We start from the raw sequence: 25,878 nt of genomic DNA on the forward strand, positions 1-25,878 counted from the left end.
AGAACAGACCATGGCTATCGAAATTCTCATGCCCGCGCTGTCCCCCACGATGGAGGAAGGCACACTGGCAAAATGGCTCGTCAAAGAGGGCGACACAGTCAATTCCGGCGATCTGATCGCAGAGATTGAAACCGACAAAGCGACGATGGAATTTGAAGCCGTCGACGAAGGCATCATGGGCAAAATCCTTGTGGCCGAAGGTACAGAAGGCGTGAAAGTGAACACGCCGATCTGCATCATCGGCGAAGAAGGCGAAGACATGAGTGCTGCGTCCGCTGCTCCGGCCCCTGCTGCCGCTGTTCCGGCTGAGGCACCTGCCGTCGCTGCAACGCCTGCTGCGCCAACACCTGCTCCGGCAGCGCCTGCTGCGTCAGATGGTTCGCGTTTGTTTGCGACACCTCTGGCACGCCGCATCGCAGCTGACAAAGGCCTCGATCTTGCGACCATCAAAGGTTCAGGCCCACACGGTCGTATCGTTAAATCCGACGTTGAAAACGCGACTGCACAACCTGCTGCGGCAACGGCGGCTTCAGCTGCGCCCGCTGCCAAGGGTGGCGCGTTGGCTTCCGGGCCAAGCACTGACCAAGTCCTCAAAATGTATGACGGTCGTGATTTTGAGGAAGTTTCCCTCAACGGCATGCGCAAAACAGTTGCCGCACGTCTGACAGAAGCCAAACAAAGCGTGCCGCACTTCTACCTGCGCCGCGACATTGAACTGGACGCACTGCTGAAATTCCGCAGCCAGCTCAACAAGACGCTTGAACCACGCGGCGTAAAGCTGTCGGTCAACGACTTCATCATCAAAGCCTGCGCCTTGGCACTACAAGAGGTCCCTGAGGCCAACGCAGTTTGGGCCGGTGACCGCACGCTGAAGTTCTCTGCTTCCGATGTGGCCGTTGCGGTGGCTGTTGAGGGTGGATTGTTCACACCTGTCCTGCAAGACGCTGAAACTAAATCGCTTTCTGCCTTGTCAGCACAGATGAAAGACCTCGCAGGGCGTGCACGAGATGGCAAACTGGCCCCACATGAATATGTCGGCGGCTCGTTCGCAATCTCCAACCTTGGCATGTTTGGCATCGATAACTTTGATGCGATCATCAACCCACCACACGGCGCGATTTTGGCCGTCGGTGCTGGCACGAAGAAGCCTGTCGTTGGCGAGGATGGAGAGGTCAAAGTTGCGACAGTAATGTCCACGACCCTTTCCGTTGATCACCGCGTAATTGACGGCGCGTTGGGTGCGAACCTGCTGAACGCGATCAAAGCGAACCTTGAAAACCCGATGGGTATGCTTGCGTAAAACAAGGTTGATATGCGGTACGCCCCCGCAGACCTAAACTTCAAAAAGGCCGCGTCGGTTCAAACCGCGCGGCCTTTTCGTTTGCTCTTGTTTTATAAATATCATGGGGGAGTCCGCAGGACGGGGCTAGCCCCCACGTGGTCGGATTTACGAAGTAAATTCGATCCCTGCCAAAACTCAGACGTCCGGATTACTTGCAGCCGCCACAACCAACCAACAATTGGTCCATCGTTACCGACGGTTGCGAACACCCAGCTTCGCCAACGATTTTCGCAGGCACACCAGCCACGGTTTTCATCGGTTCAACATCGTCCAAGACCACGGATCCTGCTGCGATACGGCTGCAATGTCCGATGCTAATATTGCCCAACACATGCGCTCCAGCGCCGATCAAAACACCATCGCCGATCTTGGGGTGGCGATCTTCTTCTTCTTTACCGGTACCACCCAATGTCACGGAATGCAGCATCGATACGTTGTCACCAACAACAGCCGTCTCGCCGATCACGATGGAATGGGCATGGTCGATCATCAGGCCTTTGCCGATGGTCGCACCGGGGTGCACATCCACGCCAAAAATCTCGGACACGCGCATTTGCACGTAATAGGCCAAATCTTTACGGCCTTCTTTCCAGAGAAAATTGCCAAGACGGAACGCCTGAATCGCTTGGAAGCCTTTGAAAAACAACAAAGGTTGCAGAAAACGCAGGCAAGCAGGATCACGATCGAAAATCGCCACGATGTCCGCGCGCGCAGCGTCAGCAAGTGCAGGTTCAGCGTTGTAAGCACGGTCCGCAATCTCACGCAGCATCTGATCGGACATCTCAGAGGACGCCAATTTCATTGAGATACGATACGCCAGCGCGTTCTCAAGTGATGAGTGGTGTAAAACGGAGCTGTGTACGAAGCCACCGATCAGCGGCTCATCACGGATCGCCTGTTCCGCTTCGGTGCAAATGCGCTGCCAAACGGGATCAACTGTCGTCAATTTTGGGTTCGTCTGGGCCATAGCGCACCTCACTTTCATGTTTCTCATACGCTATTTAGTGTGGAATCTCCAAGAATAAACCCGTGAAATGAAAGATCACAATTGCGAATGAAGGCGTTTGCGCCACGCATCGAGCGCGCACAAAATCGTACTGAGCGCGGCACAATACAACGCGCTACTTTGGGCGCTCCCCGCGCGCGGATAAAGGCTCGCTTGCGCATAAAGCGAGCCTGTCCCACCATTTGGGTGCGCGTTTCTAAACCGTTTGCGCCACAGGTCGGCAGTATGCGCGTCCGCGATCAGTTCAGCAGCCAATTCCGCCCAAGCAGTGCGTGGCACAGCCAGTAAAGCCCTTGTAGCAAGGTCCAAGTCCGTTAGCCCAACACTGCGCATTACGCCCCCAGCCTGAGCCCGTTCACCAGCCCTTCGCCATAAGTTTCCGACACCTGAGCAACCTCAATATAGGTCTCGCCGGCACCATCGAGTGCTTGCATGAAAGCCGTGTAGGTCCAGTTCGGTTGGCTTACTGTCACTTGCCGCACCTGCACGCCGTCTTTGAACACACGTACTCGGTACCGCTCAAATGCCTCCGACAGCGGTACATCCTCAGTCTCCCAGCTGTCGCCTTCCAGACGCGTGCGGCGCACCCATGTTACATCAAGCGCGCCGCCATCTGTCGCGGCCCGCAAATGCGCAACGCTATAAGGGCGCAATCCAACGCCAGAAAACGCATCAACGCGGTGCTGGTAACTCGGGTCGCTCAGCGGACGCGTTCCGGGACCATAGCGGAAATGTTGCGTGACCCCGCGCGCAGAACTCGCCAGTTCGATCTGCTCTGGCACGCCATTCAGCAACACAAACACTGACCCCGCCGGCCATTGATCCGGCATCAGACCACCCGTCCCTGCCTGCCCACGCAATCGCATCCTCACCTCAAAGGTGTTTTCATCCACGATTTCGGCCTCTGCAAACTGGAAAACTTCCCAATTGTCGCTGCTGCCATCCCCGATCGCGGCAAAGTTCGCACCGCCTAAGACTTGATCCAGTGAAACCGACTGCAAGTCTCCGCGAATGGTTTGCACTCGCAACGCAGGCCCGCGGTCATAAAGACCTACGCAGGCTTTGGGCAAATCGGTTTGCGTCAACCCAATCGTGGACGACGACGTCAGCAATCGGTTCAACCCGTAACCGGAATCTTGCGTGGCAGAGTAAAGCGCCACGCTGCCAGGCCACGGCACACCAGACGCCGCTACGTAGGGTGCAACTGGGTCTTCGTCGCCGCTCAGTAAAGGCAGTTCCATCAACATCATTTCAACTGGGACTGGGGGCACGAAGCTGCGCAAATCGAAGCTCGTTTCAGTAACGTCTTGGGGTTCATAGATCGCAGGTTCGATCCGCACGACTTCAAGCGCTTGGCGATCCGTTTGGTCTGATTGATCAACCCGAAACAGCCCATCTCCATGCTCGTCCGGTAGACGAATGACATCCCCAGCGCCCACACTCATCATGGACGGCGGCAGGGTCAGCCGTGCCGTATCCCGCGCCACACGCGCCTCAGACAACCAACGTTCTGCAATGCGTTGGCCCTCGGCACTGGTCAAAACCAGCGGCAATTCTGAGGTGGACGTCGTCTGCCCCTCCTCATCAGGGAACGTGGCCTCGGTCGTGCGGACCTCATAATCAGCATCCGATTCAACAAACCCGACACGCACGCGGCCCGATACCTCGGCCTCTTGGCTGCGCGTTAGCTCAATCGCGCCCTCGGCGTCATCCTCATAAACCAGTTGCCCTGCATCGATGTCAGCGTCCAAGCGCGCGCCACGGGTGCGGAACACCAACACCCCGTCCCGCTCAATCGCATCAAAACCATAAGCCACCATAAGTGGCTGCAAGGCGGACCGCGCTGTCGCCACATCCTCGACACCGTAGCCCCGCACAACGCCATGCAACGCGCTAACGTCATAGGCCGTAACCCCCGCATTTTCGCAAATCTCAGCCACCACAGACGACAATGGTCGCGACGCTGCACGTCCGTTAATCCAATGTCCGCGTGCATAGTTAACATTGTCAGACCACAGTTCCCCGTTGCCCGGAAACGCCGGAAACGGCCGCGCATCCCATGCCCAAACATGGATACGCTCAGGATCGACCATTTGCAGGCCCGTCACGGGTGATGTCGGGTTCAACGAAGGGTCAGCGTAGTGGGAAAACAACGTGCGCAGGTATTGCATCTGAATGTAGTCGTCACGGATACCGTTTGACGCCCGTGGCAGCCCGGACTCTGATGACTTCAGATCAACGAAACGGTTGGGTTCATTGGTGCCCTTATCAACCGCTGCGCACCCCACCTCGGTAAACCAAATTGGTTTTGAACCCGGTTCCCATGCGGTCGGCAATGCTGCCCTTACGCCCCCTTCCCGTTCATGGTGAGCATTCATCCACCAGTTGCGGATGTCCTTATGGCGCCAGATCCAAGGCTCCCCTTCACCGTCGGTAATCGGCGTGCGAATTTGTGCATCTGCAGCCTCGGATGAGTGGTAATACCAATCATACCCTTCGCCCCCCTCAACGTTCGCACCAAGGTAATCAAGGTTGTAGATGGACCCATAATCCGCGTCCAAATGGTCTTCGCCCTCGCGCCAATCAGACAGTGGCATGTAGTTATCAATACCAATGAAATCAATCTCTTGGTCCGCCCAAAGCGCGTCTAGGTGGAACAATTTATCCGCCGTGCCACTAGGCTGGTAGCCGTGATATTCCGACCAATCTGCCGCATAGCCGATCTTGACGTCCGGCCCCAATATCGTCCGCACATCTGCCGTCAGATCAATCAACGCCTGCACCGCAGGAAACCCAGATGCCCCGCGAATTTGCGTCAAAGATCGCATCTCAGACCCGATGCAAAACGCGTCAACATCTCCTGCCAATGCGCACAAGTGGGCGTAGTGCAAAATGAAGCGACGATAGGACCACTCATTCGGACCGCTGTAGACAACTTTGTCGCCGACAGTGGCGAAATCACTGGCCTGCGCAGCGCCAAAAAACGCCGCAACTTCTGCATCAGCAGTTACCGTTTGGTCCGGTGTGTTCGCCTGTGTCGGAGCCAAAGACGTCGTAATCCGTCCGCGCCAAGGAAGGCGCGGCTGCCCTGCACTTCCGGTCCACGGATCGATTAAGGTATTCCCGTCCAGTTGCTCCATCAAAATGAACGGATAGAACACCGCCTTTTGCCCGCGTGCAGACAGATCGCGCAAAGCCTCCACAACCGCGTCATCCGCAGGGGTGCCACCATAGACAGGACGACCGGCCTCCATCGGCACTACCTCGGCTGCCGCGCGTGCAACACTCGAAACCGACCACGCCATTTCCGTGCCATCCGCTGTGGTTTGTTCAACTTTTGGCTTGATCGTGCAATCACCACAACGCAAATCATCGCCAAACCACGACACCACCATTGTTACCGATCCACAATTGGGCAGCTCTTCTTCCAACGCCTCAACAGCCACCGAATAGTCGCTTTTCCCCGACGGCGTGTTGACGTTCGCGGACTCAACTTGCCCAAAGCCTTTGGAAATCGTCACAGGAGTCGTTGCGAGTGAATACTCCCCCGTCCCCGGAACCAACGCGACACCCGTCACAAGCGAACCAAGATCGGAATGAACCGCATCGTCCCCTTGCCCGGGGCGCATCACCTCAAACGAGAATTGCGGCACACGGTTTCCGAATTGCCCAAGCTCCAGATCTTCCAACACGACGTAGGCCGTTCCGCGATAGGCCGGAACCTGCCCCGCGCCTTCAACCGCTTCCATCTTTGGATCAGGCAACTGGTCGTCCGCGCCCGAATAAACGCGCATGTTCAGATCATCACGGGCGATCTCAACCCCGTCCGCCCAAACGCGGCCAACACGTGAAATCTCGCCCTCAGACAACGCGATCGCGAGGGAAACTGTATAACTGAAGGTCTTCGTCGCAGGCGTGCTCGAACCGCCCTTCCCGCCACCCGTCGTGGTGGAGGTTTCAACAAACTCCGTCGCCCAAATGACCTGTCCAGCGATCCGCATGCGCCCGTAAAGTCGCGACATGCCAGCCCCCTCGCTGGCGCCCGTCAAACGAAAGCGATCAACGCGGCCCGTTTCAACGGTTTCACTGCCAGCGCCCATGATGCGCTGATCAATCACGCGCCCCAATGTGGCACCCACCGCACGCCCAATCGCGCCCATTCCAAGCCCCAGAACGGTGCCGCCCATAGTTCCGCCAAGCGCCATACCTGCCGCTGAAAGTACAATCGTTGCCATGATGAAAAGCCTTTGTTCTAGGTGAAATCAGGAACCGCGAACCGCGCCACAAGGCGCCGCTGCCAAGGCGTGGAAAACGCGCTCTCTCGCACGCCATGACCCTGATATGCATGAATAAATGTAGACCTCAGGCCAATTTCAGCCTGCAACCCAACGTGTTTGGCGACTGCGCCCTGCCGCATACGAAACAACAAAACATCGCCCGCCTCGGCGTGTTCAATCGGCTTGGCGATCAGTTGGCGCGCCGCCTCGGTCCATAGCACCTCGTCGCCTTGCGGTTCCGACCAGTCGGGCGTGTAGGCTGGTACCGATTGCAACGGCTTGCCTCTCGCCTCCGCCATGACGCCACGCAACAATCCAAGGCAATCACACCCCGCCCCCCGCCGCGCCCCTTGATGGACGTAAGGCGTCCCGATCCACGCGCGCGCCAATGTCACTACCTGTGCCACGCTCACGACCAACGCCGCAGACTGCCACCCGCGTTCTGACCACTACTAATCGGAGCACTGACCAGCCAGTCATCCCCAGGAATGTCCGGAAAACCTTGGAAGTTGAGCAAGTTGTTGAACTTCGTGCGACAGGTTTCAAAACGCTTGTCACACCCCGCCTCAATCCGGATCGTATCACCCGCCTCAATCGCCGTGCGAAACGCCTCCCAAACTTCAACCTCGCGAACGCCGTCAACAAACCTGTCCCGTTTGATCAACCCAACAAGCCCCTCGGCCGCACCGCTCAACACTCGCAAACGCCCGCGCTCGAACCATGCGGGTTCAAACGTGTTCAGATCCGCGAAGGTAAACCGGCGCTGTTCGATCAGTGCTTCAACAGGCACCTCAATCGAGTATCCGTCAGCGCCCAAATCAAGCCCACAAGCAGTATCGCCCAAAATGGCCGAACACGGCGTTTGATACACCCGCCCTTGCGGTTGATTGAGCAGCTCGGTCTGCCCACGCAATTCCGCATGAAACGCGCCACCAGATCGACGCAATTCACCGATCGTGCCCGCAAACCGCAACGTCCGCGTTTCCACATCCGCCCAGTTCACCATCCACGCTTTCACCTCGGCACCGTCAAACCGGCCCGCCTCGATATCGGCCTCCGTGATAGCAGCATCGCTCAACGCGCCCATCGCCTCAGAGTTATCGACCGACAAACCAGTCCCCGACATAATCGCGCGCGCTGTCATCCCTGCATCCGCCTTGAACGTCATTCCGTCAAAGCTCAATGCGCGGTCATGGTCGGTAAACCCGAACACGCGCCCATCACGGCGCACCACGGCCCAACACCGCGCAAGCGTCGTGACACCCGTTTCCAAATGGTCTTGAAACGCGCTCATACCCGCACCTCAACCACAGGCACATCGGGGACTTCGCCTGCCTTAAACGTCGCCATTGATGTTACAATGCTGTCAGCGTCAAAACGAACCGGCACGTCAAACTCATACCCTGCGGTTACTTCTGCCTGATGGTCCGGCGGATGGGTGAACGTCACGATCCCTGTGTTGATATCAACGCTATAATCGACACCCTCAACTTGCGGATCACCACTTACGGATACCAGCACAGTTCCAAACACAGGTTTGGTGATCGGACGCGCATAACTCGCGGTCCCAGAGGCGTAGTTCTTGACGATTTGAAACTCTGTACGCTCCTCGTCGCCCATCCCAAGCAACTGGTCGTCACCCGTATTCGCTCGGCTCGGCACTGCGGATTTGTGATCAGACCAGTCCTTCCAGCGGAACCCAAACATCTGCCCCTGACGCGCCTCAAAGAAGGCCACCAGCACCTCAACGTCGTCCAAAGATCGCAATCCCATCCCCGCATCATACCGCCTACGCGAATGCGCCCAGGGCGTATTGCGTTCTTCAAACCCGTTGGCCAGCGTCACCACTTCCGTGCGTCGCTCAGGGCCACCCAAAGCGCCAAAACTCAAACTCGTCGGAAACCGAACTTCATGAAAACTCATCGTCAAAATCCTTCCTAACGGTTGCGTTGGCCACTGGCCAAAGCACGGCTCATCGATGCCGCGATCTGGCTCTGGCTGCGCTTAAAGCTCGTCGCATCTGGTGTGCTGATATTCATTGTGACGTTCACGGCCTGCCCGCTTTGCGCCTTCACGCCTAGGCTTCCGTCAGCGCCCCGCGTCAGTGGCATAATTGCCTCCGGCCCTGCTTCGCCCATCAGCCCCATGCCACCGCGCATCGGAAAATTCATCGGCCCCGACACAACACCGCCTTTTGCAAACGGCGTCACGCGGCCTTGGCTAAATGCACCGCCTTGCTCAAACGGCATCATGCTCGAAACGAGGGAGTTCACGCCCCCCGCCAAAAGCCCGCCAAAGTGATCCGTCACAGGCTTCAACGCGTTGTTGTAAACCGTGCGCGACATCGCTTCGCCCACCGTCGCTAATGCATCCGACAAAGACCGGCCATCAAACACCAACCCGTCAAAGGCTTTACGCAATCCGCCCGAAAACCCGCGCTCCAGATTGCCCAAATCGCGCGTCGTATCACCCAAGGTCGCCTTCATGCGCCCCAGTTGCACGTCAAACGCATCCGTCATTGCCGTGACCGACCCCAACGTTTGCTCGAGTGCTTTAGCCTCGGATTCCAGCGCGTCCAAACCGTCAATATCATCCATCCTCATCTCCACTTTCTTGATCAGGGAACCGCGAAGCCAGATCATCCAGCCGCCCACGATTCATCGGCATCTCGCCCGCTTCAGGCCCGAGCAGCAGCCACAATTCCGCCGGGGTAAGCGCCCAGAATTCATGGGGTTTCAGCCCCAACCCGCACATTCCAGCACGCATTAATCCGGGCCAATCAAACCCATTCATGGGGCTGCAAACGCGCGGGCAAGCAATTGCGCTGCAGCTTCAGCCGCCCGCACAACGCCGCCCTCAATCTGCGCACCAACCATGTCCCGCGCAGATCCCTGCCAACCGCCGCCACGCAAACCCGCAACGATTAGTGCCAACACATCACGGGTGGAAAACGCGCCGCTTTCGAACCGTTTGACCAGCTCAACCAGCGTGTCCGCCCCAAGCGCCGCTTCCAGTTCGGCCAAGGCACCCAGCGTCAATTTGCACGCGTAAGCCTGCCCATCGACAACCAGCGAAACCTCGCCCGCCCATGGATTGTGAGGGGGATTATGCGGCGTGCTCGCTTCCATTACGGGAAGGCCACAAAGGTGATCTCGCCTGCAGATGTCAGCGACATCTCGTAGGTGGCCTCGCCGTTGTGCGAACCCGCATATTCGATCGAGCTGACCAAGAACGGCCCCTCAATGGTGCCAAAGTCTGGCACGATCACCTGAAAGTCTGGCGTCTCACCATCAAAGAAAATCTGACGCACACGCTCATCCGTGCTGTCGTCCTTAAACACGCCAGACCCGCTGATCGATGCAGTCTTTACGCCTGCACCGCCCAGCACTTCGCGCCAGCCGCCTGTGCTTTCCAACGACGTCACATCAACGGTTTCCGCGTTGAAACTGATTCGTGTCGCACGCAGTCCTGCTGCTGTTTCAAACAGGCCACCACCTGTCATGTCGATCTTGATCAACAGATCCTTGCCATTTTGCGCTACCATGAGAAATACTCCGTAAGTGTTTGAAAATTAATCGCTCCTAAGGAACGCGATCTACGTGTCTTGAACGATTGCTTTGAACGTCAAATCAATCCGTCGCTCGTCCGCCGTGCCAACGCGCACCGCCTTTGCGCGGTAAAAATTCAGGGCAACTAACGTGCCGCGGCTTAACGGAAAATCAGCATCCACCAGCGCGTCAGACACTGCGGTCGCCGCCTGTTTCGCCGTTGCAAACCCTGCGTTATCGGTCACCACTGACACGGTGAATTCATGCACCGCACCGCCGCCGGTTTTGTCGGACATGTCCTTCACCAACTCAGGCCCAAGGGCCACGTAAAGCGATGGCAAAGTGCCCGTTGGCAAAGCATCGTAAATGTCTGTTCCGACCAATCCGGCCAACGTCGCATCCGCAACCAACGCCTGATAGATCGCCGTTTGCAGTGCCGCTGAAACTCCGTAACTCATGCCACTGTCTCCTCTTGCGCTGTGCAATTCAGGTAACGCGCATCCGCATCGTCTTCGGCCACGGCCAAAATCACGAACGTCCGGTCGCCATCCCGAAATCTCTGGTTTGCTAAAGGGCGCGCGTCTGAACCCGGCGGGGCCGCACGCACGATTATCTTGTAGGCCACGCGGCTTAGCGGTGCGGCAATGCCTGCCGCCTCACGCCCGCTGCGTGCCGTAACGCTAGCCCAGAGCGTGCCCAGCGCCGTCCAACCTTGGGTGTATCCCCCCGCGCCATCGCTGGCCTGCGTCGGGGCCTCTAGCACCAGTTGGCGGTTTAAACGCGGGGCCATCAGTTGGCCCCTCCACCCAATAGGCGAAGCGTGCGGTGACGCTCAATCAACGCGCTTACGCCAAATGGCATGCAGCCGCCGTCATACTGAACCTCGTGACGGAATTCGTAGTAATGGGCCGCCAACAACAAAACCGCCTGACGCAAATCTGCAGGCACATCACTCCAGTCAGGGCCAAAACCAGCAAGCATGCGAATGCGTGCGCTATCCGTCTGGCCAATGCTTGGCAAAGACGCACTAACCGCCGCCATCACAGGACGCTGCATATCTGCACGCAAGTAATACGCTTCACGATCAACCGGGCTTTCTGCACCGCCGCGATCCACCATCACGACATCAACAATCGCGCTCACTGGGGCAATCGGCAGCGCCTGTGCGCTTGCATCGCGCCACTGGGTCACGCTCCAGCTAAAGGTACGTTCAATCAATGCCTTACCCGTGCGCGCCTCAATCGCGGCCAACGCCGAGCGTAGGAATGTTTCTAATAGGTCGTCCTGCAATCCATCATCGGAAAACCCCGATCCAAGGCGCAGGTGTTCTTTGAAAAAGGCAACCGGCAAGGCGCCCGTTGGCACTGTGGTTTCTTCGATCAACATCATGGATTAACTCCGAAATCGGCTTGAAAATTCGTCAAAATGCCCGGACGTATGCCAGCCCTCGCATTGCTCGGACGGAAGGAAGCAGCTGGACAACGCAAGGGTTAACTCACGTCACGCACACGTCCGGACCACGGACGCGAGGGGTATCCCCGCGTCCGTCCCCCTCAGCCCTTAGGAAAGGCCGAACTTGAGAAGTTTAATCGCTGCGAAGTCAGACACCGCACCACCAACGCGCTTGGTTGCATAGAACAGCACGTGTGGCTTGGCGCTGAACGGGTCACGAAGGACGCGCAGGTCAGGACGTTCAGCCACGGTGTAACCCGCGCCAAAGTCACCAAACGCAATCGCAGTCGCGTCTGTCCCAATATCAGGCATGTCTTCCGCGATCAGCACTGGGTAGCCAAGAAGACGTGCAGGCTCACCAGCGACCAGACCATCGGACCACAAGAAACGACCGTCATTGTCCTTCAGCTTGCGCACAGCGCCCGCTGTCTTGGAGTTCATCACGAACGTACCATTCGCACGGTATTCCGCACCGAGGCCATAGACGAGGTCGATCAGGCTATCGGCACCATTGAAATCGCCATCAGCGCCCGTCACGACGTAACCAAGGTTACCCCAAACCCATACGTCATTGTCGACCTGTGGCGCTGTCAGGAAACCAGTCGGCTTATCAACACCGTTACCATTCACAAATGCAGCCGCTTCGGAACGTGCAAACTTGTCTGCGATACGGCCCGCAAGCCACTCATCAATGTTGAACGCGCTATCATCCAGCAAACGCTGGGATGCTTTTGGAAGCGCAGAAAGCTCGTGCAGGGCGATCGTAATACGATCAATCTGCGGCGTGCCAGTTTCAGTGCTCGGGTCGTTTTCAGTCGCCCAACCTGCACCCATTTCAGTGTGATCGATCAGTACATCGTAGGACGTGGCTTCAACGTTCACCACATTGGCAATCGCACGTATAGATGCCGTCGCAGCCAGCGTGGATTGAACCGTCGCAGAGGTCTGCGGATCCACAAGGTAACCACCGTCAGCAGCCACTGCCGTGGACATGGACTTACCTTCCATTGGCAGATCACGCAGACCATCGTCCTCACCAGAACGCAGGTAGGCTTCAAACGCCTTTTGGTGTGGCGCCTCAACAGACGCAGCAGTGGCCAGCGCAGGGCGTGCGCCAGAAATCATGGATTTACGGTCAAGTTTGGTCATACGGTCGTCCTGCTCTTTCAGCTTGGTTTGAATATCAGTCGTGAAATCTTTGAAGTCGCTCACAAAGCCCGCCATCGCGGCCTTCAACTCATGGGCCGGAGAGGGCGCACCTTCCCCGTCCCGAGCCTTGCACTCAGGTTTAGTCATATCTCGATCCTTTTGATCTATGGGTGGAAACGCCGCGCCTTAACGTTGGCCCAGCACAGCGCGGGCATCCTCAAACGCCCCCGCTAATTCGCGCATGGCGTGGTCTACAGGGTTGTCCCCCTTCGCCCCCACCCGCGCATCCGGCAGCATCGGGAAGGTCACCAAAGACACCTCCCATAGCTCCAGCTCTGACAACAGGCGTCCGCCCGAAGTGTTCTTTGTGGCCCGCACCGTGCGGTAGCCAATCGACAAGCCGTCAATCGCGCCCGCCTCAATCAGGGCGGCGGCCTCTCGACCCTTCTCGACATCGCGCAAAATGCGTCCCTTAACGTATAGGCCAGCCGCGTCCTCGCGCACCTCATCCCACACGCCAATCGGTTGCGCCGGATCATGCTGCCACAGCATTTTCACACGGCCACCTTTGCCCGCAAGACGATCCAATGACGCAGCATATGCGCCAGTCTCAACCACATCGCCGCCCTGGTCCGCCTTACCAAACAGCGACGCATAACCGCTGATCTCAATGCCGTTCTCAACGGCGACACTATCACCAAGGGCGATAAATTTATGTTCCAAAGTCATCTCAATTCCTTTCAGGGCGTTACGGTCAGGACGGATTGAAACGCTTGGGCCAAAATCACGCCCACCACGCCATAAACCGTCAACCACAACCGTCTCTCCAGCCGTTCCATCATCGCTTCGATCTTGCCCAGCTGCGTGTTGAGTTGGGCAAACTGCAGCGCCGACATCCGCTCTTGCGCATCAATGCGCAGGCTTGGTCCGCACTCAAACGTCTCGCGCACCTCAGCCATCGCCAACCTCAAGGCTCGGCAAGCCAAGCAAGTTGCGCTTCTCCGCATCCGTCAGGAACGCAGCCCCAGCAACACGTTTCCAATGGGCATCCCGCTCAACAGACAATGCGGCGACTTGGTCTAGGTCCGGCTTCAAATCGAACCGCTCTCCGGTGAAGTCCCCCAACCAATCCGCAATCGCGCCGGCCACACGGGTCACCAATGGCAGTACCGTCAAACGATAAAACGCACGGTTCGCCTCTTGGTAATTCGCGTATGTCGCGTCCCCAGTAATCCCCAGCAGCATCGGCGGCACCCCAAAGGCAATCGCGATCTCACGCGCAGCTGCTTCTTTGGTTTTCTGGAACTCCATATCTGACGGGCTAAAACCCATCGGCTTCCAATCAAGCCCACCTTCCAGCAACATCGGACGCCCCGCATTCTTGGCCCCTTGGTGCTGCGTCTCCATCTCCATCAACAAACGATCATATTGATCCGTTGAAAGCTGGCTCTGGCCATCCGCGCCTTTGTAAATGATCGCCCCAGAAGGCCGCGCAGCATTGTCCAGCAGCGCCTTCGACCACCGCGAAGCCGCGTTATGCACATCCAACGCCGTCGCCGCCGCATGCATCGGGGACAACCCATAATGATCATCTTGCGGGTGAAACGATTTCACATGACAAATCGGCGACGCCCCCTCGCCCACGGCAAAACGGTGCTTACGTCCGCCAACCGTATAATCATAGGCCACAGGCCAACCATCCGCGCCAGGAACCAGTGTCATGCGATCAGAACGCAGCACATGCAGCTCAAGTGGCGTATCCTCGCCCCCTACGGCCTCAACATATCCGTCACCCGTCAACAACAACTGTCCAAACAGCGCTTCAAACAATTCCGCACGCCCCTGCGCCCCATTCGGGCGCTGGATCAAGTCCAACACTGGATGCGTGTCATAACGGCGCTCAGCGTCTTGCAAAACCAACGGCAATGCCGCCGCAGCTTCGGCAATAATCTTCACCGCACGAAAGCCCACTGGGTTTGACGTAAAGCCAGACCGGGTCAACGTCGCGCTGTCCCGCGCGCCCCAAACAGAGCGCCCCACAGACCCCCACGCCGCAACCTTACCCGTGGCAGACGCTTTTACTTCAGGCACATCGGCCTGCGCCGCATCTTGCCGCTTCAGAAAATCAAACATTCAAATCCCCTCTGGTGCCGCCTGTTCAGTGGCGTCCGATCCAACACGATACAATTTCAACTAAATGTCTTACGAAGATGAAAACCCACCGTTCGATGGCCGCGCAACACATTGCGAACGCCTTTATTTATATAGCTAGAGGGTGCGAACTTGTGGTGCACGCCAGCGTTTTGCCGGTTCCAAAAACAAATCCGTCAACGCCCAAACCAGCGCATCCACACGGTCCGGTGACCCTGTCCCCGCATAACCTTCGGCCGTCATCTGGCACATCTCATCCTCTAGCGCGCCAAGCCCGAATGCATGGCGCACCCGCCCCTGCTCATACAAAGCCGCCACAGGTTCAGCCCGCATCGCCTTGCCGCGCGTTGCATGCACTCCGCGATACGGCACAGCCGGATCAATGGACCGCACAATGGTCTCAACCATCGCGCCGCCTTGATTCACCTCAGCCACCAGCCGATCTGCACCATGGCGGTCCATCGCTGCAATCGCCGCCGCCGCCCATTCATTTGGCGACACCCCCTGAACGGACGCGTCTTCCAGCACGTAGATCTTCCAGTCAGACACTGGCCCTTGGCTGACGATACCTGCCACAACAATTCCACAAGCATCCGACTTCGCAGACGCCCCCGCGGGTGGGTCCACCGCCACTACGATACGGTCCAACTGCGGGGCTTTGTTAACCCGACACCGTTCCAGCCGCGCCGATGTCCACAACGCCCCGTCAACATCTGCCAACAACACCCCATCCAGCTCCTGACGCCCCAACCGCGTTCCCGCGTAGCGTTCCTGCACTTCTTCCAGAAATCCATCCGCCAGATAAGCACGGTTGTCCTGCGTGCTCGCATGGGTCTGAACCGTGCTGCTTCGCGCCAAAAGATCTTTCAATATCTCAACATTTTTTGGTGTTGTTGTCACACATGCACGGGGTTTCTTGCCTAAACGCAACCCAAACTGCATCATGTCCCATGTCTCTTGCGCTTTGGGCCATTTCGCAAATTCATCCGCCCAAACAGCATCAAATTGTGGCCCACGCAGGCGCTCTGGGTCGAACGCAGAATAAAGCCGCGCCTCCGCCCCATTCGGCCACACCAGCATCTGACGTCCTGCAATCCACGTCGGTCGACGATCAGGCGGGGAACACGCCAATATCCCGCTCTCGCCAAACACCATCACTTCACGCGCTTGCTCCATCGTCTCACCGATCAAACCCACGCGTCTCGCTACGCCGGGATCGCGCGGACGCGATCCCTCCACCATTGACCTGACCCATTCGGACCCCGCGCGCGTTTTACCTGCGCCGCGGCCCCCCAAAATAACCCACGTCCGCCAGTCACCCTCCGGTGCCAGCTGGTGCTCCAATGCCCAGAAATCAAACAGATAAGGCAGCGCTTTTAGTTGCGGGCCCGAAAGCCCGCGTAAAAACGCCTTACGATCTGCAACATCTGCGGATGCGACCAAGGCGGCACCCGATCTCACGTCTGAGCTCGTCAAAGTCGACGTCCCCTTCGCTAAGTCCCGTTCCATGTCTGTCATTGAATTCCGCCTCCCGTTTACGGACTTCGGCGATCGCATCGGTCAGACGTGTCATCTGTTTGGGCATCAAATCGATGTCCTTGAAGTCGCCTGCTTTCACAAGCTCCAGCACCGTGCTCAATGTTTCGCCAATGGTTTCATAAAGCCGCCTAGCCTCCTCGATACGTTCAGCGGCCGATTTCTGATCGGTGGTTGTCCCACCGTTTTGCTTGCTCATTGCGAAGGTCCCCTCCCAAGGGTTGCTCCGCCCAATACCAAAAACTAAAACGGGCCTTGGAACTGTGTCCAAAGCCCGTAGTTGCTTTTGTCCAGCGCGTTAGGGATACGCCAAGCCAGAAATTTTACCAAATCTTACCAAGACGTTAGCGCACTTAGCGCAAACACAATCTTAACGTTTTAGTTGCCTTCAGACGCCGCTCGCGCGGCCTCAAGCTCACGATAAATCGCCACATTGGCGTTATGTTCGTCCAACGTGACAGCAAAATTATGCCCGTCGCGCGGGTTCAGCGTTTTCGCTACGAAGAAGATGAAATCCGTATCCGCCGGGTTCAGCGCCGCACGAATTGTATCCGCACCAGGGTTGGCAATCGGCGTCGCAGGCAAACCGGAAATCACATAAGTATTCCAAGGGTTTTCCGCGCGAAGTTCACTTTGGCGCAACCCACGCCCAAGCACGCCTTGGCCCTGCGTCACACCGTAAATAACCGTCGGGTCAGTTTGTAGGCGCATGCCTTGGTTCAAACGGTTCACAAACACCGATGCCACGTCAAACCGCTCATCCGATGTGGACGCCTCTTTCTCGATGATAGACGCCAGAATCAACGCCTCTTCAGGGGACGCCAACGGCAACCCGTCCGCGCGTTCAGCCCATGCAGTCGCCAGAATTCGCGCCTGTGCAGCTTCCATATCCGTCAACAATTCAGCCACCGAATCCCCAGGCCGTACTTGGTAAGAATTCGGCGCCAACATGCCTTCCGCCGGAATTTCAGACACCGACCCGTCCATAAACTCCAATGAATTCAACGCCTGAACGATCTGCCAGCTGGTCACACCCTCAGAAATCACCACACGGTACTGCGTGTCATTCGCTTCGCGTGTTTCGGTGTATTCTGCTGGCGTTTCTTCCACCTCAGATGGCTCAAAACTCGCCAATTCAACAAAGCGCCCTGTTGCTGGGTCCAACTCACGGACCTGCGCCACAACACGCGTCACACCAACGCGGTACACGATCTCAGTACCACATGTGCTTTGCCCGCCCTGCGTCACGATATCCACGATTTCCGACATGGACGCCCCTTCAGGCACCAGAAAACTACCGGCCTTCAACGCAGATGCTTTACCTGAGTAATCGACCCCCATCCGGAAAATGGACGGCGAAGAAATCGCGTCTTGTTCAGCAAGGCTTTCACTCACGATCCGCATGTTTGATCCAGGCGTAACCTGCAGGCAAATCGCTTGGTCAAGCGGGCCCTCAGCGCTGTATTCGTTGGTTCCCCAAACGATCACACCACCAAACAGAAACATCGCGACAATAAGAAACGTCAGCGCGTTCGCCGCGATATGCTTCCACATTTATTTGACTTTCCCGAACAGCACAGAGGCGTTGGTGCCGCCAAACCCAAACGAATTGGACAGTGCGACATCAATCTTACGCTCAACCTTCTTGTTAGCCGCCAGATCGACCTTCGTTTCAACCGCAGGGTTGTCGAGGTTGATCGTTGGAGGTGCCACCTGATCGCGGATCGCAAGAATGCTGAAGATCGCCTCAATCGCGCCAGCGGCCCCCAAAAGGTGGCCTGTAGCAGATTTGGTCGATGACATCGTCACCTTGGATGCTGCGTCGCCCATCATGCGCTCCACCGCACCAAGTTCAATCGTGTCGGCCATCGTGGATGTGCCGTGTGCGTTGATGTAATCGATATCCGCTGGCTCAAGCCCCGCGTCACCAAGCGCCATACGCATGGACCGCTCACCGCCCTCGCCGTCCTCAGACGGTGCTGTGATGTGGTGTGCATCGCCCGTCAGGCCGTAACCGATGACCTCGGCGTAAATCTTGGCACCACGTGCAACCGCGTGATCGTAGTCTTCAAGCACAACCATGCCCGCGCCTTCGCCCATCACAAAACCATCACGGTCCGCGTCATATGGACGGCTTGCCGCCTTTGGATCATCCGCACGCTTGGTGGACAGCGCTTTACAGGCGTTAAAGCCCGCGATGCCGATCTCGCAAATCGTGGCTTCCGCCCCGCCTGCAATCATCACATCCGCACGGCCTGCTTTAATCAACTGGGTCGCATCGCCAATCGCATGCGCACCTGTGGAACAGGCCGTCACAACCGCGTGGTTCGGGCCCTTAAAGCCGTACTTAATCGCGATTTGGCCGGAAATCAGGTTGATCAAAGCACCCGGAACAAAGAACGGCGACACGCGGCGCGGTCCCTTTTCTTTCATCATGATCGCAGTTTCGGCGATAGACTGAAGCCCACCAATACCAGACCCCGTCAAAACGCCTGTGCGCTCAAGGTCAGCAACGTCTTCCGGCTTCCAGCCTGCATCAGCGACAGCCTGTTCAGCCGCAGCCATGGCGAACAGAATAAACGTGTCGACCTTACGGGCATCTTTAGGGTGCATGTATGTATCAGGATTGAACGTGCCATCCGTGCCGTCGCCATATGGCACTTCGCAAGCATAGGTGGTTCCAAACCCTTCAGGGTCAAACCGCGTAATTGGCCCAGCACCCGACTGTGCATCCAAAATGCGTTCCCAGCTTTTTTCAACACCATCGGCCAGTGGGGTCACGAGACCCAACCCAGTCACAACTACTCGACGCATGCTCTAGCCCTCACGTTTGCATTTATTGAAGCCCTAATACCGCGTGCAAGGGGACAGGGGCAAGAGCGGGTGGCGTCAAAAAGCCGATCCAGCGAATACAGTGGTCGATGTCCGCTTTGCGGACTAAGAAGACCTTAGGAATTTGCTTTCGAAGCGCGAGTAATTGCTGCAGAAATGTTCCATGGTCCGAATAACGTTTCACTCGCTCATCATTGTATTTCTTACGCTACTGACACAGCTCGGAGGTCTAGCATGGCTATTTGCTATTTGCTTTCGGCAGCGTGTTCTCGTTTTTGCCGTTGCCTACGTGGCGTTATCAACCAGCGCGCTCGTGGTCGCTCCAATGTTTGGGCGCGAACCAATTCCCTGCTTTTCCGAAGACACCTTTAGAATGAAATCTACATTGTATTGCGCGTTAAACAGGCAATACGTCACACCTGAACTTGAGGCAGTGTTGCAGGACTTCTCAATCGCAATGAGCGATGAATTTCCACAAACAACAACTTTGGTCCTAGACGCAAATTTTCCATTTATTTCGGGTTTCCCCTTGCTTCCCCACCTGTCGCACGACGACGGGCGTAAAGTTGATCTTGCATTTTTTTACAGAAACGATGGTGGTTTCCTACCGAACGTCACAAGATCACCAATCGGATATTTCGCGTTTGAAGACGGTCCAACCGACTGTCCTGAGAACATGTTCACCCTGAGATGGAATTTTTCTTGGCTGCAAAGGCTTTGGCCAGACTATCATTTAGAACCGCGACGCATGGCAATGGCTTTACAGTTGTTGAGCGCAGATGAACGGGTAGGGAAAGTCTTCATCGAGCCGCATTTAGCATCACGTTTTCAAGCTCAGAGCTCTAAAATTCGTTTCCAAGGGTGCAGAGCGGCGCGCCATGACGATCATATCCACCTTCAACTGTAGGACTTGCACAGTTGCAGTCAAATTGGGCTCAAACCAGCCATCAAGCCCTTAAGCGAAAAAGGGCGGCGCCATCGCTGGCACCGCCCTTCTCAAATCAAACTGTAAGCTCTCTTAGGAAGCTGCAGTGATAAACTTCGTCGCGTCGCCGAAGCTCTGAATAGTTTCAGCAGCGTCGTCAGGGATTTCGATACCGAATTCTTCTTCAAACGCCATCACGAGCTCAACTGTGTCGAGGCTATCTGCGCCCAGATCGTCGATGAAGGACGCGCCATCAACAACTTTATCTTCTTCAACACCAAGGTGCTCTACAACGATCTTACGTACGCGGTCTGCGACATCGCTCATGTTAAATTCCTTACATAGTTCAGGGCCAAGGACCCGTTGGTTACCCGCCCTGCTTGCGCAGTTTAGGCTGTTATTTGGCCCTGCTCAGGACCTCTAGATTTTGCGACGTAGGGTCACAATTTCCAATTCTGCGCCCCCTTTAGCAGAGTTTCCCCGCTTGGCAAACGCTTTCGAACACGCCCGATATAGGGGTTACAGCATCGCCATACCACCATTGACATGCAAAGTCGTGCCCGTGACGTAGGCTGCCTGCTCACTCGCAAGATATAGCGCAGCCGCTGCAATTTCGTCCGGATTGCCCATGCGACCAGCTGGAATTTGCACGTTGATCTTGTCTTTTTGCTCATCCGTCAGCTTGTCGGTCATGGCTGTCGCAATAAACCCTGGGGCAATACAGTTCACCGTAATCCCACGGCTTGCGACCTCATAAGCAATGGACTTGGACAAGCCGACCATACCAGCCTTAGATGCAGCATAGTTAGCCTGTCCTGGGTTACCAGTGGCACCAACGATAGAACTAATGTTCACAATACGGCCCCAACGCGCTTTCATCATGCCACGCATAACACCGCGACACAGACGCATTGTTGATGTCAGGTTGACGTTAATCACATCATCCCATTCGTCGTCCTTCATCCGCATGAAAATCTGATCGCGCGTGATACCGGCATTGTTCACCAGAATATCGACGGATCCCATCGCATCCGCAGCCTGCTTTGGCAGCGCATCAACGGCTTCACCGTCGCTCAGGTTACATGTCAGCACATGGGCGCGCTCGCCCAGCTCAGCGGCCAATGCCTCAAGCGGTTCAACCCGCGTGCCAGACAGACCAACAGTCGCGCCAGCACCGTGCAGCGTCTTGGCAATTTCGCCACCAATGCCACCAGAAGCACCTGTAATCAGTGCATTTTTACCAGTTAAGTTAAACATATCTCACTCCTCGCCATTATCTTTTTGTTCTTGTTTGCGCATGTAGATCCAATTGCCGAACGCGACCAGTGGACCTAAATATAGAAAGGCAATAACAAGCCCGTATTTGTTGCCGTTGCTTTTGCCTTGCTCATTCAGAATGCCTGTTTGGGCGATCAATAAAAGCAAAAGCCATCCCGCCAGAATACCTATCGTCCACAACGTCGACGGTTTCCAATTGCTCATGTGGTGCTCCTATTCTCGCCCTGCGACGGCTTATGCATTCAACGCTTCAGCAGCCGCCTTCACATCATCAGGCGTGCCAACAGCGCGCGTCGCGATAGAACGGTCCACCCGTTTCACCATACCAGACAGCGCTTTACCCGCGCCGATTTCCCATGCTTCGGTCACACCAGCACCCGCCATCCACATTACACTTTCGCGCCAGCGCACAGATCCTGTCACCTGCTCAATCAACAAATCCTTGATGTCAGACCCGTCCACAGCCTCTGCGCGCACATTCGCGATCAGCGGGACCTTTGGCGCGTTCATAGACACATCCGCCAGAGCCGCCGCCATGATATCCCCAGCAGGCGCCATCAGGCTTGAGTGGAACGGCGCAGACACAGGCAACAACATCGCGCGTTTCGCGCCATTGGCCTTTGCGATCTCAACGGCACGTTCAACAGCGGCCTTATGGCCGGACACGACAACCTGTGATGGGTCATTGTCGTTGGCCGCTTGGCAAACCTCGCCCTGCGCCGCTTCCGCCGCAACAGCCTGTGCCGCCTCGAAATCCATGCCCAAAAGCACAGCCATCGCACCGATGCCCACAGGCACGGCCAGTTGCATCGCTTCACCGCGAATACGCAAAAGACGCGCTGTATCAGCAATGCTAAACGCACCAGACGCTGCCAATGCGGAATATTCACCCAACGAATGACCCGCCACATAAGACGCCGCATCAATGCCTACGCCTTCGGCCTCAAGCGCCTTCATCGCCGCCAATGACGTCGCCATCAGCGCAGGTTGCGCGTTCTTAGTCAGCGTCAGGTCGGCAATGTCGCCGGACCAGATCAGATCGGACAGTTTCTCACCCAAGGCATCGTCGACTTCATCAAACACGGCCTTCGCCGCAGAATAACTTTCAGCCAGTGCTTGCCCCATCCCGATGGTCTGTGCGCCTTGGCCTGGAAATACGAATGCTCTCATGGTTGCCCCTGTTGTTTGCTTTACTCAGGGTTAGCGCGACCACGCCATGCACACAAGACACCTGCACAAAGGCAGCCCACTAATACGCAAAACGGCCCCACAAAGGGACCGCTTGTTTTAGGTAACTTCAAGTGCGTATTATGCAACCAACGGACCGCCCCAAACAGCTTCACGAACAGGACCAGACGCCTCTAGTCCGCAATCGCTGGCGATACGGTCACGCAACACAGCCAACGCAGATACCGCACCGTCCCCTGCTGAAATAGCACCGGCCCCTTTGACCCGAATTTGCACCTGCCCGAAGCCACGGTTTTCGCGGGATTCCACAACCTGAACAGCCTCTACCGCGTCCAACCCATGCGTCGCCAAAACCAGCCTGCCACCGAAGGCGCCGTCGACCACTTCACGCAGTTCACCAGTTGAGGTGTCGAATTGAACCCGTACCTGCGTGCCACGTGCCGCAACACGCGCAAGCATTACAGTTGCGAACATCAACAAACCAGAAACGATCAACTTAGAGCTGAACGCCGCAGTGGCAAACGCCATGGATGGCAAAAGCCAAACGCCCAAGGCTGCGATAAACGCCGTCCCCGCGAAAAAGCCCGTCATCGCCCGCATCAAAACAGCAACATCAAAAACGTGTTCGTTTGGACGCACTTCAAAGCCCCAAAAATGTTCAGTCACATTTGCGCGCATGAAAACGGGTTGCTTCAATGTCGACGTGCGCGGGTTCGTGAATTCTGAAATTTGAGGCTGTGCAGTCATGAGTTTCTCCATTTGTTGAGCACAATCTCGAGGCGAACTGGGGCACAAACAGGGCAACCAAGTGGTGAATGCGGGGAATTTTAACTTTTTGATAACCATCGTTAACAAACCTACCCCCAGCATCACGTGGGTTACGTGTTCTCGGATGCGCCCAATGCATGTCGTGTTTTACTTGCGCAAACGCGCCCCGTGCGTATAAGGCCCCCACCTTGTGCAGCTTTTTATGAACTGCGCAGTCTCTCGTGGGCGGGAGCGCAAGGTTCAATCCCCGCCCTATGAAATGCGCTGATAGATATGAACGGAGTTCCCATGCCTTTATATGAGCATGTGATGATTGCGCGTCAGGACTTGTCCAACACGCAAGCAGAAGCCCTCATCGAACACTTCTCCACAGTGCTTTCTGACAACGACGGTAAAGTCGTTATGTCCGAGTACTGGGGCGTCAAGACGATGGCCTACAAGATCAACAAGAACCGCAAAGGTCACTACGCCTTTTTGCGCTCTGATGCACCGGCACCAGCCGTGCAAGAGATGGAGCGTCTGATGCGTTTGCACGAAGACGTAATGCGCGTTCTGACGATTAAAGTTGATGCACACGAAGAAGGTCCTTCCGTGCAGATGCAAAAGCGTGACGAGCGTCCAGAACGCCGCGAACGCCGCTAATCACTTAGATCAAGAAAGGACCATAAGTCATGGCTACTAAACCATTTTTCCGTCGCCGTAAGTCCGATCCATTTGAGGGCGAGAACGCTCCAAAGATCGACTACAAAGACACACGTACACTGCAGCGCTACATCTCTGAGCGCGGCAAAATCGTTCCATCCCGCATCACCGCAGTCGGTGCAAAGAACCAACGTGCTTTGGCACGTGCGATCAAACGCGCTCGGTTCCTTGCTCTGTTGCCTTACGCCGTTAAGTAAAGGACAGACATCATGGATATCATCCTTCTAGAACGCGTTGCGAAGCTGGGTCAGATGGGCGACGTCGTCTCTGTGAAACAGGGCTACGCACGCAACTTCTTGCTTCCACAAGGAAAAGCACTGCGCGTCAACGCGGCCAACATGGCAACGTTTGAAGCACAGAAAGCTCAGCTCGAAGCAACCAACCTCGAAACCAAAAAAGAAGCCGACGCATTGTCTGCAAAGCTGGACGGCGAAACATTCGTCGTGATTCGCTCTGCGTCCGATGGCGGCAACCTTTACGGTTCCGTAACAACACGCGATGCCGCAGAAGCTGCAACAGCAGCTGGCTTCACAGTGGACAAAAAGCAGGTTGCTTTGATCGACCCGATCAAAGAACTCGGCATCCACGACGTGCTGGTTAAGCTACACCCAGAGGTTACAGCGACCATCAAGCTGAACGTTGCACGTTCTGCTGAAGAAGCTGAGCTTCAGGCTGCTGGCAAGTCCGTTGCTGAACTGGCTGCTGAAGCTGAGGCAGAAGCTGAATTCGAAATTCAGGAACTGTTCGACGATCTCGGCGCTGCTGGCATGGACGACTTCGGCGATGACGACGCAGCTCCTGCTGCTGAAGCACCTTCCGAGGAAGCATCTGACGAAGAGTAACCTCTTCCAGATCACCAAATAGAAAGGCCGCTCCGTTACAGGAGCGGCCTTTTTCGTTCGCGCATCATGCAACCTCAGGTTCTGTAGCTGCGCACCATCACCCAACCCAACAGAACCAACGACAAAACGGTAATTGCCGAAAAGCCAACGCTGCCCTCAATCACCAACATCACCAACGACAGGGCAAACGTCACCGCGACCACCCCTGCCCCAAAGAACCGCGTGCGCGGCAGAAGGATCAGCGCACCAGCAATAAACTGAACGACGCCGTAACAGATCAACATCGTTCTACTCACGCCGTACTTTCCAAAAAACGCGACGTCATGTTCCATCGCCATGATTTTCGCTGCCCCTGACGAGCACGCCAGAAAAACCAGCACGCCAATCACGGCCACGAGAACACCCTTTATAGCACGCTCGTTCATTTGCATGCCCCAGCGTAGGCCTCTTCGAACAACAACCCCCAGCTGCTGCCGTACCCGTTGAGCATCATTTCAGCCATGTCGCCGTAGCCTTCCCAGTTGCTATGCACCAACTCCACCCGTGTCGTCGTTGCGCTTAACGGTGTGAACGTCACATCAACCTGCCCTGACTGTTCAGGTGGCAGCCCCATGTGGAAATCCAATTGTAGATGGTGATGGGCATCAAACTTTGTAAATGTTCCCCAATGGTGTTCATCATCATCGATCGCGGTCTCAACGATCTGCCCGCCAAGACGCGCCTCGACGCTCAAGCCTTTCGCCGGGCCACCTGCCCGCATCAACGACATGGACCGTTTTTCAAGCGGCCACCATGTCGCCATGTCGCAGAAAATGTCGAAGGCCTGTTGCTGGCCGCACGGCACTTCGATGGTTTTGATGACGGGATCAAGCATAACGTTTC

Annotated in this window: 33 protein-coding genes; 5 read left to right on the forward strand and 28 right to left on the reverse strand. The window is 56.4% G+C overall.

What is annotated here, in order from left to right:
• The first annotated feature begins 10 nt into the window (after positions 1-10).
• Complete coding sequence (locus OSB_RS09535; RefSeq protein WP_049834776.1) at positions 11-1,300, forward strand: pyruvate dehydrogenase complex dihydrolipoamide acetyltransferase; 1,290 nt, start codon at positions 11-13, stop codon at positions 1,298-1,300.
• A 190-nt stretch (positions 1,301-1,490) separates the two neighbouring features.
• On the opposite strand, the gene cysE is transcribed toward OSB_RS09535, so the two are convergent.
• From cysE to fabF, 21 genes are all read right to left on the reverse strand, one after another.
• A complete protein-coding gene (gene cysE / locus OSB_RS09540; RefSeq protein WP_049834777.1) occupies positions 1,491-2,309 on the reverse strand; it encodes a serine O-acetyltransferase in 819 nt (272 codons plus the stop codon).
• Positions 2,310-2,384: 75 nt separating this feature from the next.
• On the reverse strand, positions 2,385-2,681 hold the full coding sequence (locus OSB_RS09545; protein ID WP_049834778.1) for a DUF7742 family protein: 297 nt from the start codon (positions 2,679-2,681) through the stop codon (positions 2,385-2,387).
• The gene (locus OSB_RS09550; RefSeq protein WP_049834779.1) at positions 2,681-6,583 is read right to left on the reverse strand and encodes a baseplate multidomain protein megatron; all 3,903 of its coding nucleotides are present in this window, start codon (positions 6,581-6,583) and stop codon (positions 2,681-2,683) included. Before OSB_RS09550 ends, OSB_RS09545 begins: the two co-directional genes overlap by 1 nt.
• 17 nt (positions 6,584-6,600) lie before the next feature.
• Positions 6,601-7,032, reverse strand: a complete 432-nt coding sequence (locus OSB_RS09555; protein WP_143831239.1) for an NlpC/P60 family protein — start codon at positions 7,030-7,032, stop codon at positions 6,601-6,603.
• A gap of 2 nt (positions 7,033-7,034) precedes the next feature.
• The gene (locus OSB_RS09560) at positions 7,035-7,919 is read right to left on the reverse strand and encodes a DUF2163 domain-containing protein (RefSeq protein WP_049834781.1); all 885 of its coding nucleotides are present in this window, start codon (positions 7,917-7,919) and stop codon (positions 7,035-7,037) included.
• On the reverse strand, positions 7,916-8,548 hold the full coding sequence (locus OSB_RS09565) for a DUF2460 domain-containing protein (RefSeq protein ID WP_049834782.1): 633 nt from the start codon (positions 8,546-8,548) through the stop codon (positions 7,916-7,918). The genes OSB_RS09560 and OSB_RS09565 overlap by 4 nt, the downstream gene beginning before the upstream one ends.
• A 14-nt stretch (positions 8,549-8,562) precedes the next feature.
• On the reverse strand, positions 8,563-9,222 hold the full coding sequence (locus tag OSB_RS09570) for a phage tail tape measure protein (protein WP_049834783.1): 660 nt from the start codon (positions 9,220-9,222) through the stop codon (positions 8,563-8,565).
• On the reverse strand, positions 9,215-9,418 hold the full coding sequence (locus OSB_RS09575) for a rcc01693 family protein (protein ID WP_049834784.1): 204 nt from the start codon (positions 9,416-9,418) through the stop codon (positions 9,215-9,217). The genes OSB_RS09570 and OSB_RS09575 overlap by 8 nt, the downstream gene beginning before the upstream one ends.
• Positions 9,415-9,753, reverse strand: coding sequence for a gene transfer agent family protein (locus tag OSB_RS09580; protein WP_049834785.1), 339 nt, complete (start codon positions 9,751-9,753; stop codon positions 9,415-9,417). The genes OSB_RS09575 and OSB_RS09580 overlap by 4 nt, the downstream gene beginning before the upstream one ends.
• A complete protein-coding gene (locus OSB_RS09585; protein WP_049834786.1) occupies positions 9,753-10,169 on the reverse strand; it encodes a phage major tail protein, TP901-1 family in 417 nt (138 codons plus the stop codon). Before OSB_RS09585 ends, OSB_RS09580 begins: the two co-directional genes overlap by 1 nt.
• A 51-nt stretch (positions 10,170-10,220) precedes the next feature.
• The gene (locus OSB_RS09590; protein WP_049834787.1) at positions 10,221-10,631 is read right to left on the reverse strand and encodes a DUF3168 domain-containing protein; all 411 of its coding nucleotides are present in this window, start codon (positions 10,629-10,631) and stop codon (positions 10,221-10,223) included.
• The gene (locus tag OSB_RS09595; RefSeq protein WP_049834788.1) at positions 10,628-10,963 is read right to left on the reverse strand and encodes a head-tail adaptor protein; all 336 of its coding nucleotides are present in this window, start codon (positions 10,961-10,963) and stop codon (positions 10,628-10,630) included. The genes OSB_RS09590 and OSB_RS09595 overlap by 4 nt, the downstream gene beginning before the upstream one ends.
• A complete protein-coding gene (locus tag OSB_RS09600; RefSeq protein WP_049834789.1) occupies positions 10,963-11,562 on the reverse strand; it encodes a head-tail connector protein in 600 nt (199 codons plus the stop codon). Before OSB_RS09600 ends, OSB_RS09595 begins: the two co-directional genes overlap by 1 nt.
• Positions 11,563-11,733: 171 nt before the next feature.
• Positions 11,734-12,921 (reverse strand): phage major capsid protein, encoded by a 1,188-nt coding sequence (locus OSB_RS09605; RefSeq protein WP_049834790.1) that lies wholly within the window; start codon positions 12,919-12,921, stop codon positions 11,734-11,736.
• A 39-nt stretch (positions 12,922-12,960) separates the two neighbouring features.
• Complete coding sequence (locus OSB_RS09610) at positions 12,961-13,503, reverse strand: HK97 family phage prohead protease (RefSeq protein ID WP_049834791.1); 543 nt, start codon at positions 13,501-13,503, stop codon at positions 12,961-12,963.
• 11 nt (positions 13,504-13,514) lie between these two features.
• Positions 13,515-13,733, reverse strand: a complete 219-nt coding sequence (locus OSB_RS09615) for a GTA head formation protein, RCAP_rcc01685 family (protein WP_049834792.1) — start codon at positions 13,731-13,733, stop codon at positions 13,515-13,517.
• Positions 13,726-14,907 (reverse strand): phage portal protein, encoded by a 1,182-nt coding sequence (locus OSB_RS09620; RefSeq protein WP_049834793.1) that lies wholly within the window; start codon positions 14,905-14,907, stop codon positions 13,726-13,728. The genes OSB_RS09615 and OSB_RS09620 overlap by 8 nt, the downstream gene beginning before the upstream one ends.
• A 135-nt stretch (positions 14,908-15,042) precedes the next feature.
• Entirely contained in the window at positions 15,043-16,443 is a 1,401-nt protein-coding gene (locus OSB_RS09625) for a DNA-packaging protein (RefSeq protein WP_082166449.1), read from the reverse strand.
• Positions 16,337-16,660: a hypothetical protein gene (locus OSB_RS16700; RefSeq protein ID WP_049834795.1), complete on the reverse strand. Its 324-nt coding sequence runs from the start codon at positions 16,658-16,660 to the stop codon at positions 16,337-16,339. The genes OSB_RS09625 and OSB_RS16700 overlap by 107 nt, the downstream gene beginning before the upstream one ends.
• A gap of 179 nt (positions 16,661-16,839) precedes the next feature.
• Positions 16,840-18,015: an endolytic transglycosylase MltG gene (mltG, locus tag OSB_RS09635; protein WP_049834796.1), complete on the reverse strand. Its 1,176-nt coding sequence runs from the start codon at positions 18,013-18,015 to the stop codon at positions 16,840-16,842.
• The gene (fabF, locus tag OSB_RS09640) at positions 18,016-19,275 is read right to left on the reverse strand and encodes a beta-ketoacyl-ACP synthase II (protein ID WP_049834797.1); all 1,260 of its coding nucleotides are present in this window, start codon (positions 19,273-19,275) and stop codon (positions 18,016-18,018) included.
• 181 nt (positions 19,276-19,456) lie between these two features.
• Between fabF and OSB_RS09645 the strand changes: the two genes are divergently transcribed.
• Positions 19,457-20,200, forward strand: coding sequence for a hypothetical protein (locus tag OSB_RS09645; protein ID WP_049834798.1), 744 nt, complete (start codon positions 19,457-19,459; stop codon positions 20,198-20,200).
• A 111-nt stretch (positions 20,201-20,311) separates the two neighbouring features.
• Here the strand turns inward: OSB_RS09645 and OSB_RS09650 are convergent, their stop codons facing one another.
• The 5 genes from OSB_RS09650 to OSB_RS09670 all read right to left on the reverse strand — a co-directional run bounded on the left by OSB_RS09650 (position 20,312) and on the right by OSB_RS09670 (position 23,431).
• Entirely contained in the window at positions 20,312-20,545 is a 234-nt protein-coding gene (locus OSB_RS09650) for an acyl carrier protein (protein WP_049834799.1), read from the reverse strand.
• Between the two features lie 192 nt (positions 20,546-20,737).
• The gene (fabG, locus tag OSB_RS09655) at positions 20,738-21,475 is read right to left on the reverse strand and encodes a 3-oxoacyl-[acyl-carrier-protein] reductase (protein ID WP_049834800.1); all 738 of its coding nucleotides are present in this window, start codon (positions 21,473-21,475) and stop codon (positions 20,738-20,740) included.
• A gap of 3 nt (positions 21,476-21,478) precedes the next feature.
• Positions 21,479-21,700, reverse strand: coding sequence for a hypothetical protein (locus OSB_RS09660; RefSeq protein ID WP_049834801.1), 222 nt, complete (start codon positions 21,698-21,700; stop codon positions 21,479-21,481).
• 30 nt (positions 21,701-21,730) lie between these two features.
• Positions 21,731-22,666 (reverse strand): ACP S-malonyltransferase, encoded by a 936-nt coding sequence (gene fabD, locus OSB_RS09665; protein WP_049834802.1) that lies wholly within the window; start codon positions 22,664-22,666, stop codon positions 21,731-21,733.
• Positions 22,667-22,804: 138 nt separating this feature from the next.
• Positions 22,805-23,431, reverse strand: a complete 627-nt coding sequence (locus OSB_RS09670) for a hypothetical protein (RefSeq protein ID WP_049834803.1) — start codon at positions 23,429-23,431, stop codon at positions 22,805-22,807.
• A 309-nt stretch (positions 23,432-23,740) separates the two neighbouring features.
• Between OSB_RS09670 and rpsF the strand changes: the two genes are divergently transcribed.
• The 3 genes from rpsF to rplI are packed head-to-tail and all read left to right on the forward strand — an operon-like array spanning position 23,741 to position 24,996.
• Positions 23,741-24,094, forward strand: a complete 354-nt coding sequence (rpsF, locus tag OSB_RS09675; RefSeq protein WP_049834804.1) for a 30S ribosomal protein S6 — start codon at positions 23,741-23,743, stop codon at positions 24,092-24,094.
• A gap of 29 nt (positions 24,095-24,123) precedes the next feature.
• Positions 24,124-24,351, forward strand: coding sequence for a 30S ribosomal protein S18 (gene rpsR / locus OSB_RS09680; RefSeq protein ID WP_049834805.1), 228 nt, complete (start codon positions 24,124-24,126; stop codon positions 24,349-24,351).
• Positions 24,352-24,363: 12 nt separating this feature from the next.
• Complete coding sequence (rplI, locus tag OSB_RS09685) at positions 24,364-24,996, forward strand: 50S ribosomal protein L9 (RefSeq protein WP_049834806.1); 633 nt, start codon at positions 24,364-24,366, stop codon at positions 24,994-24,996.
• 74 nt (positions 24,997-25,070) lie between these two features.
• On the opposite strand, the gene OSB_RS09690 is transcribed toward rplI, so the two are convergent.
• Positions 25,071-25,421, reverse strand: a complete 351-nt coding sequence (locus tag OSB_RS09690) for a hypothetical protein (protein ID WP_143831241.1) — start codon at positions 25,419-25,421, stop codon at positions 25,071-25,073.
• The gene (locus tag OSB_RS09695; RefSeq protein WP_049834808.1) at positions 25,418-25,870 is read right to left on the reverse strand and encodes an SRPBCC domain-containing protein; all 453 of its coding nucleotides are present in this window, start codon (positions 25,868-25,870) and stop codon (positions 25,418-25,420) included. The genes OSB_RS09690 and OSB_RS09695 overlap by 4 nt, the downstream gene beginning before the upstream one ends.
• Positions 25,871-25,878 lie beyond the last annotated feature (8 nt).

Source organism: Octadecabacter temperatus (genome assembly GCF_001187845.1).
Taxonomy (GTDB): Bacteria; Pseudomonadota; Alphaproteobacteria; order Rhodobacterales; family Rhodobacteraceae; genus Octadecabacter; species Octadecabacter temperatus.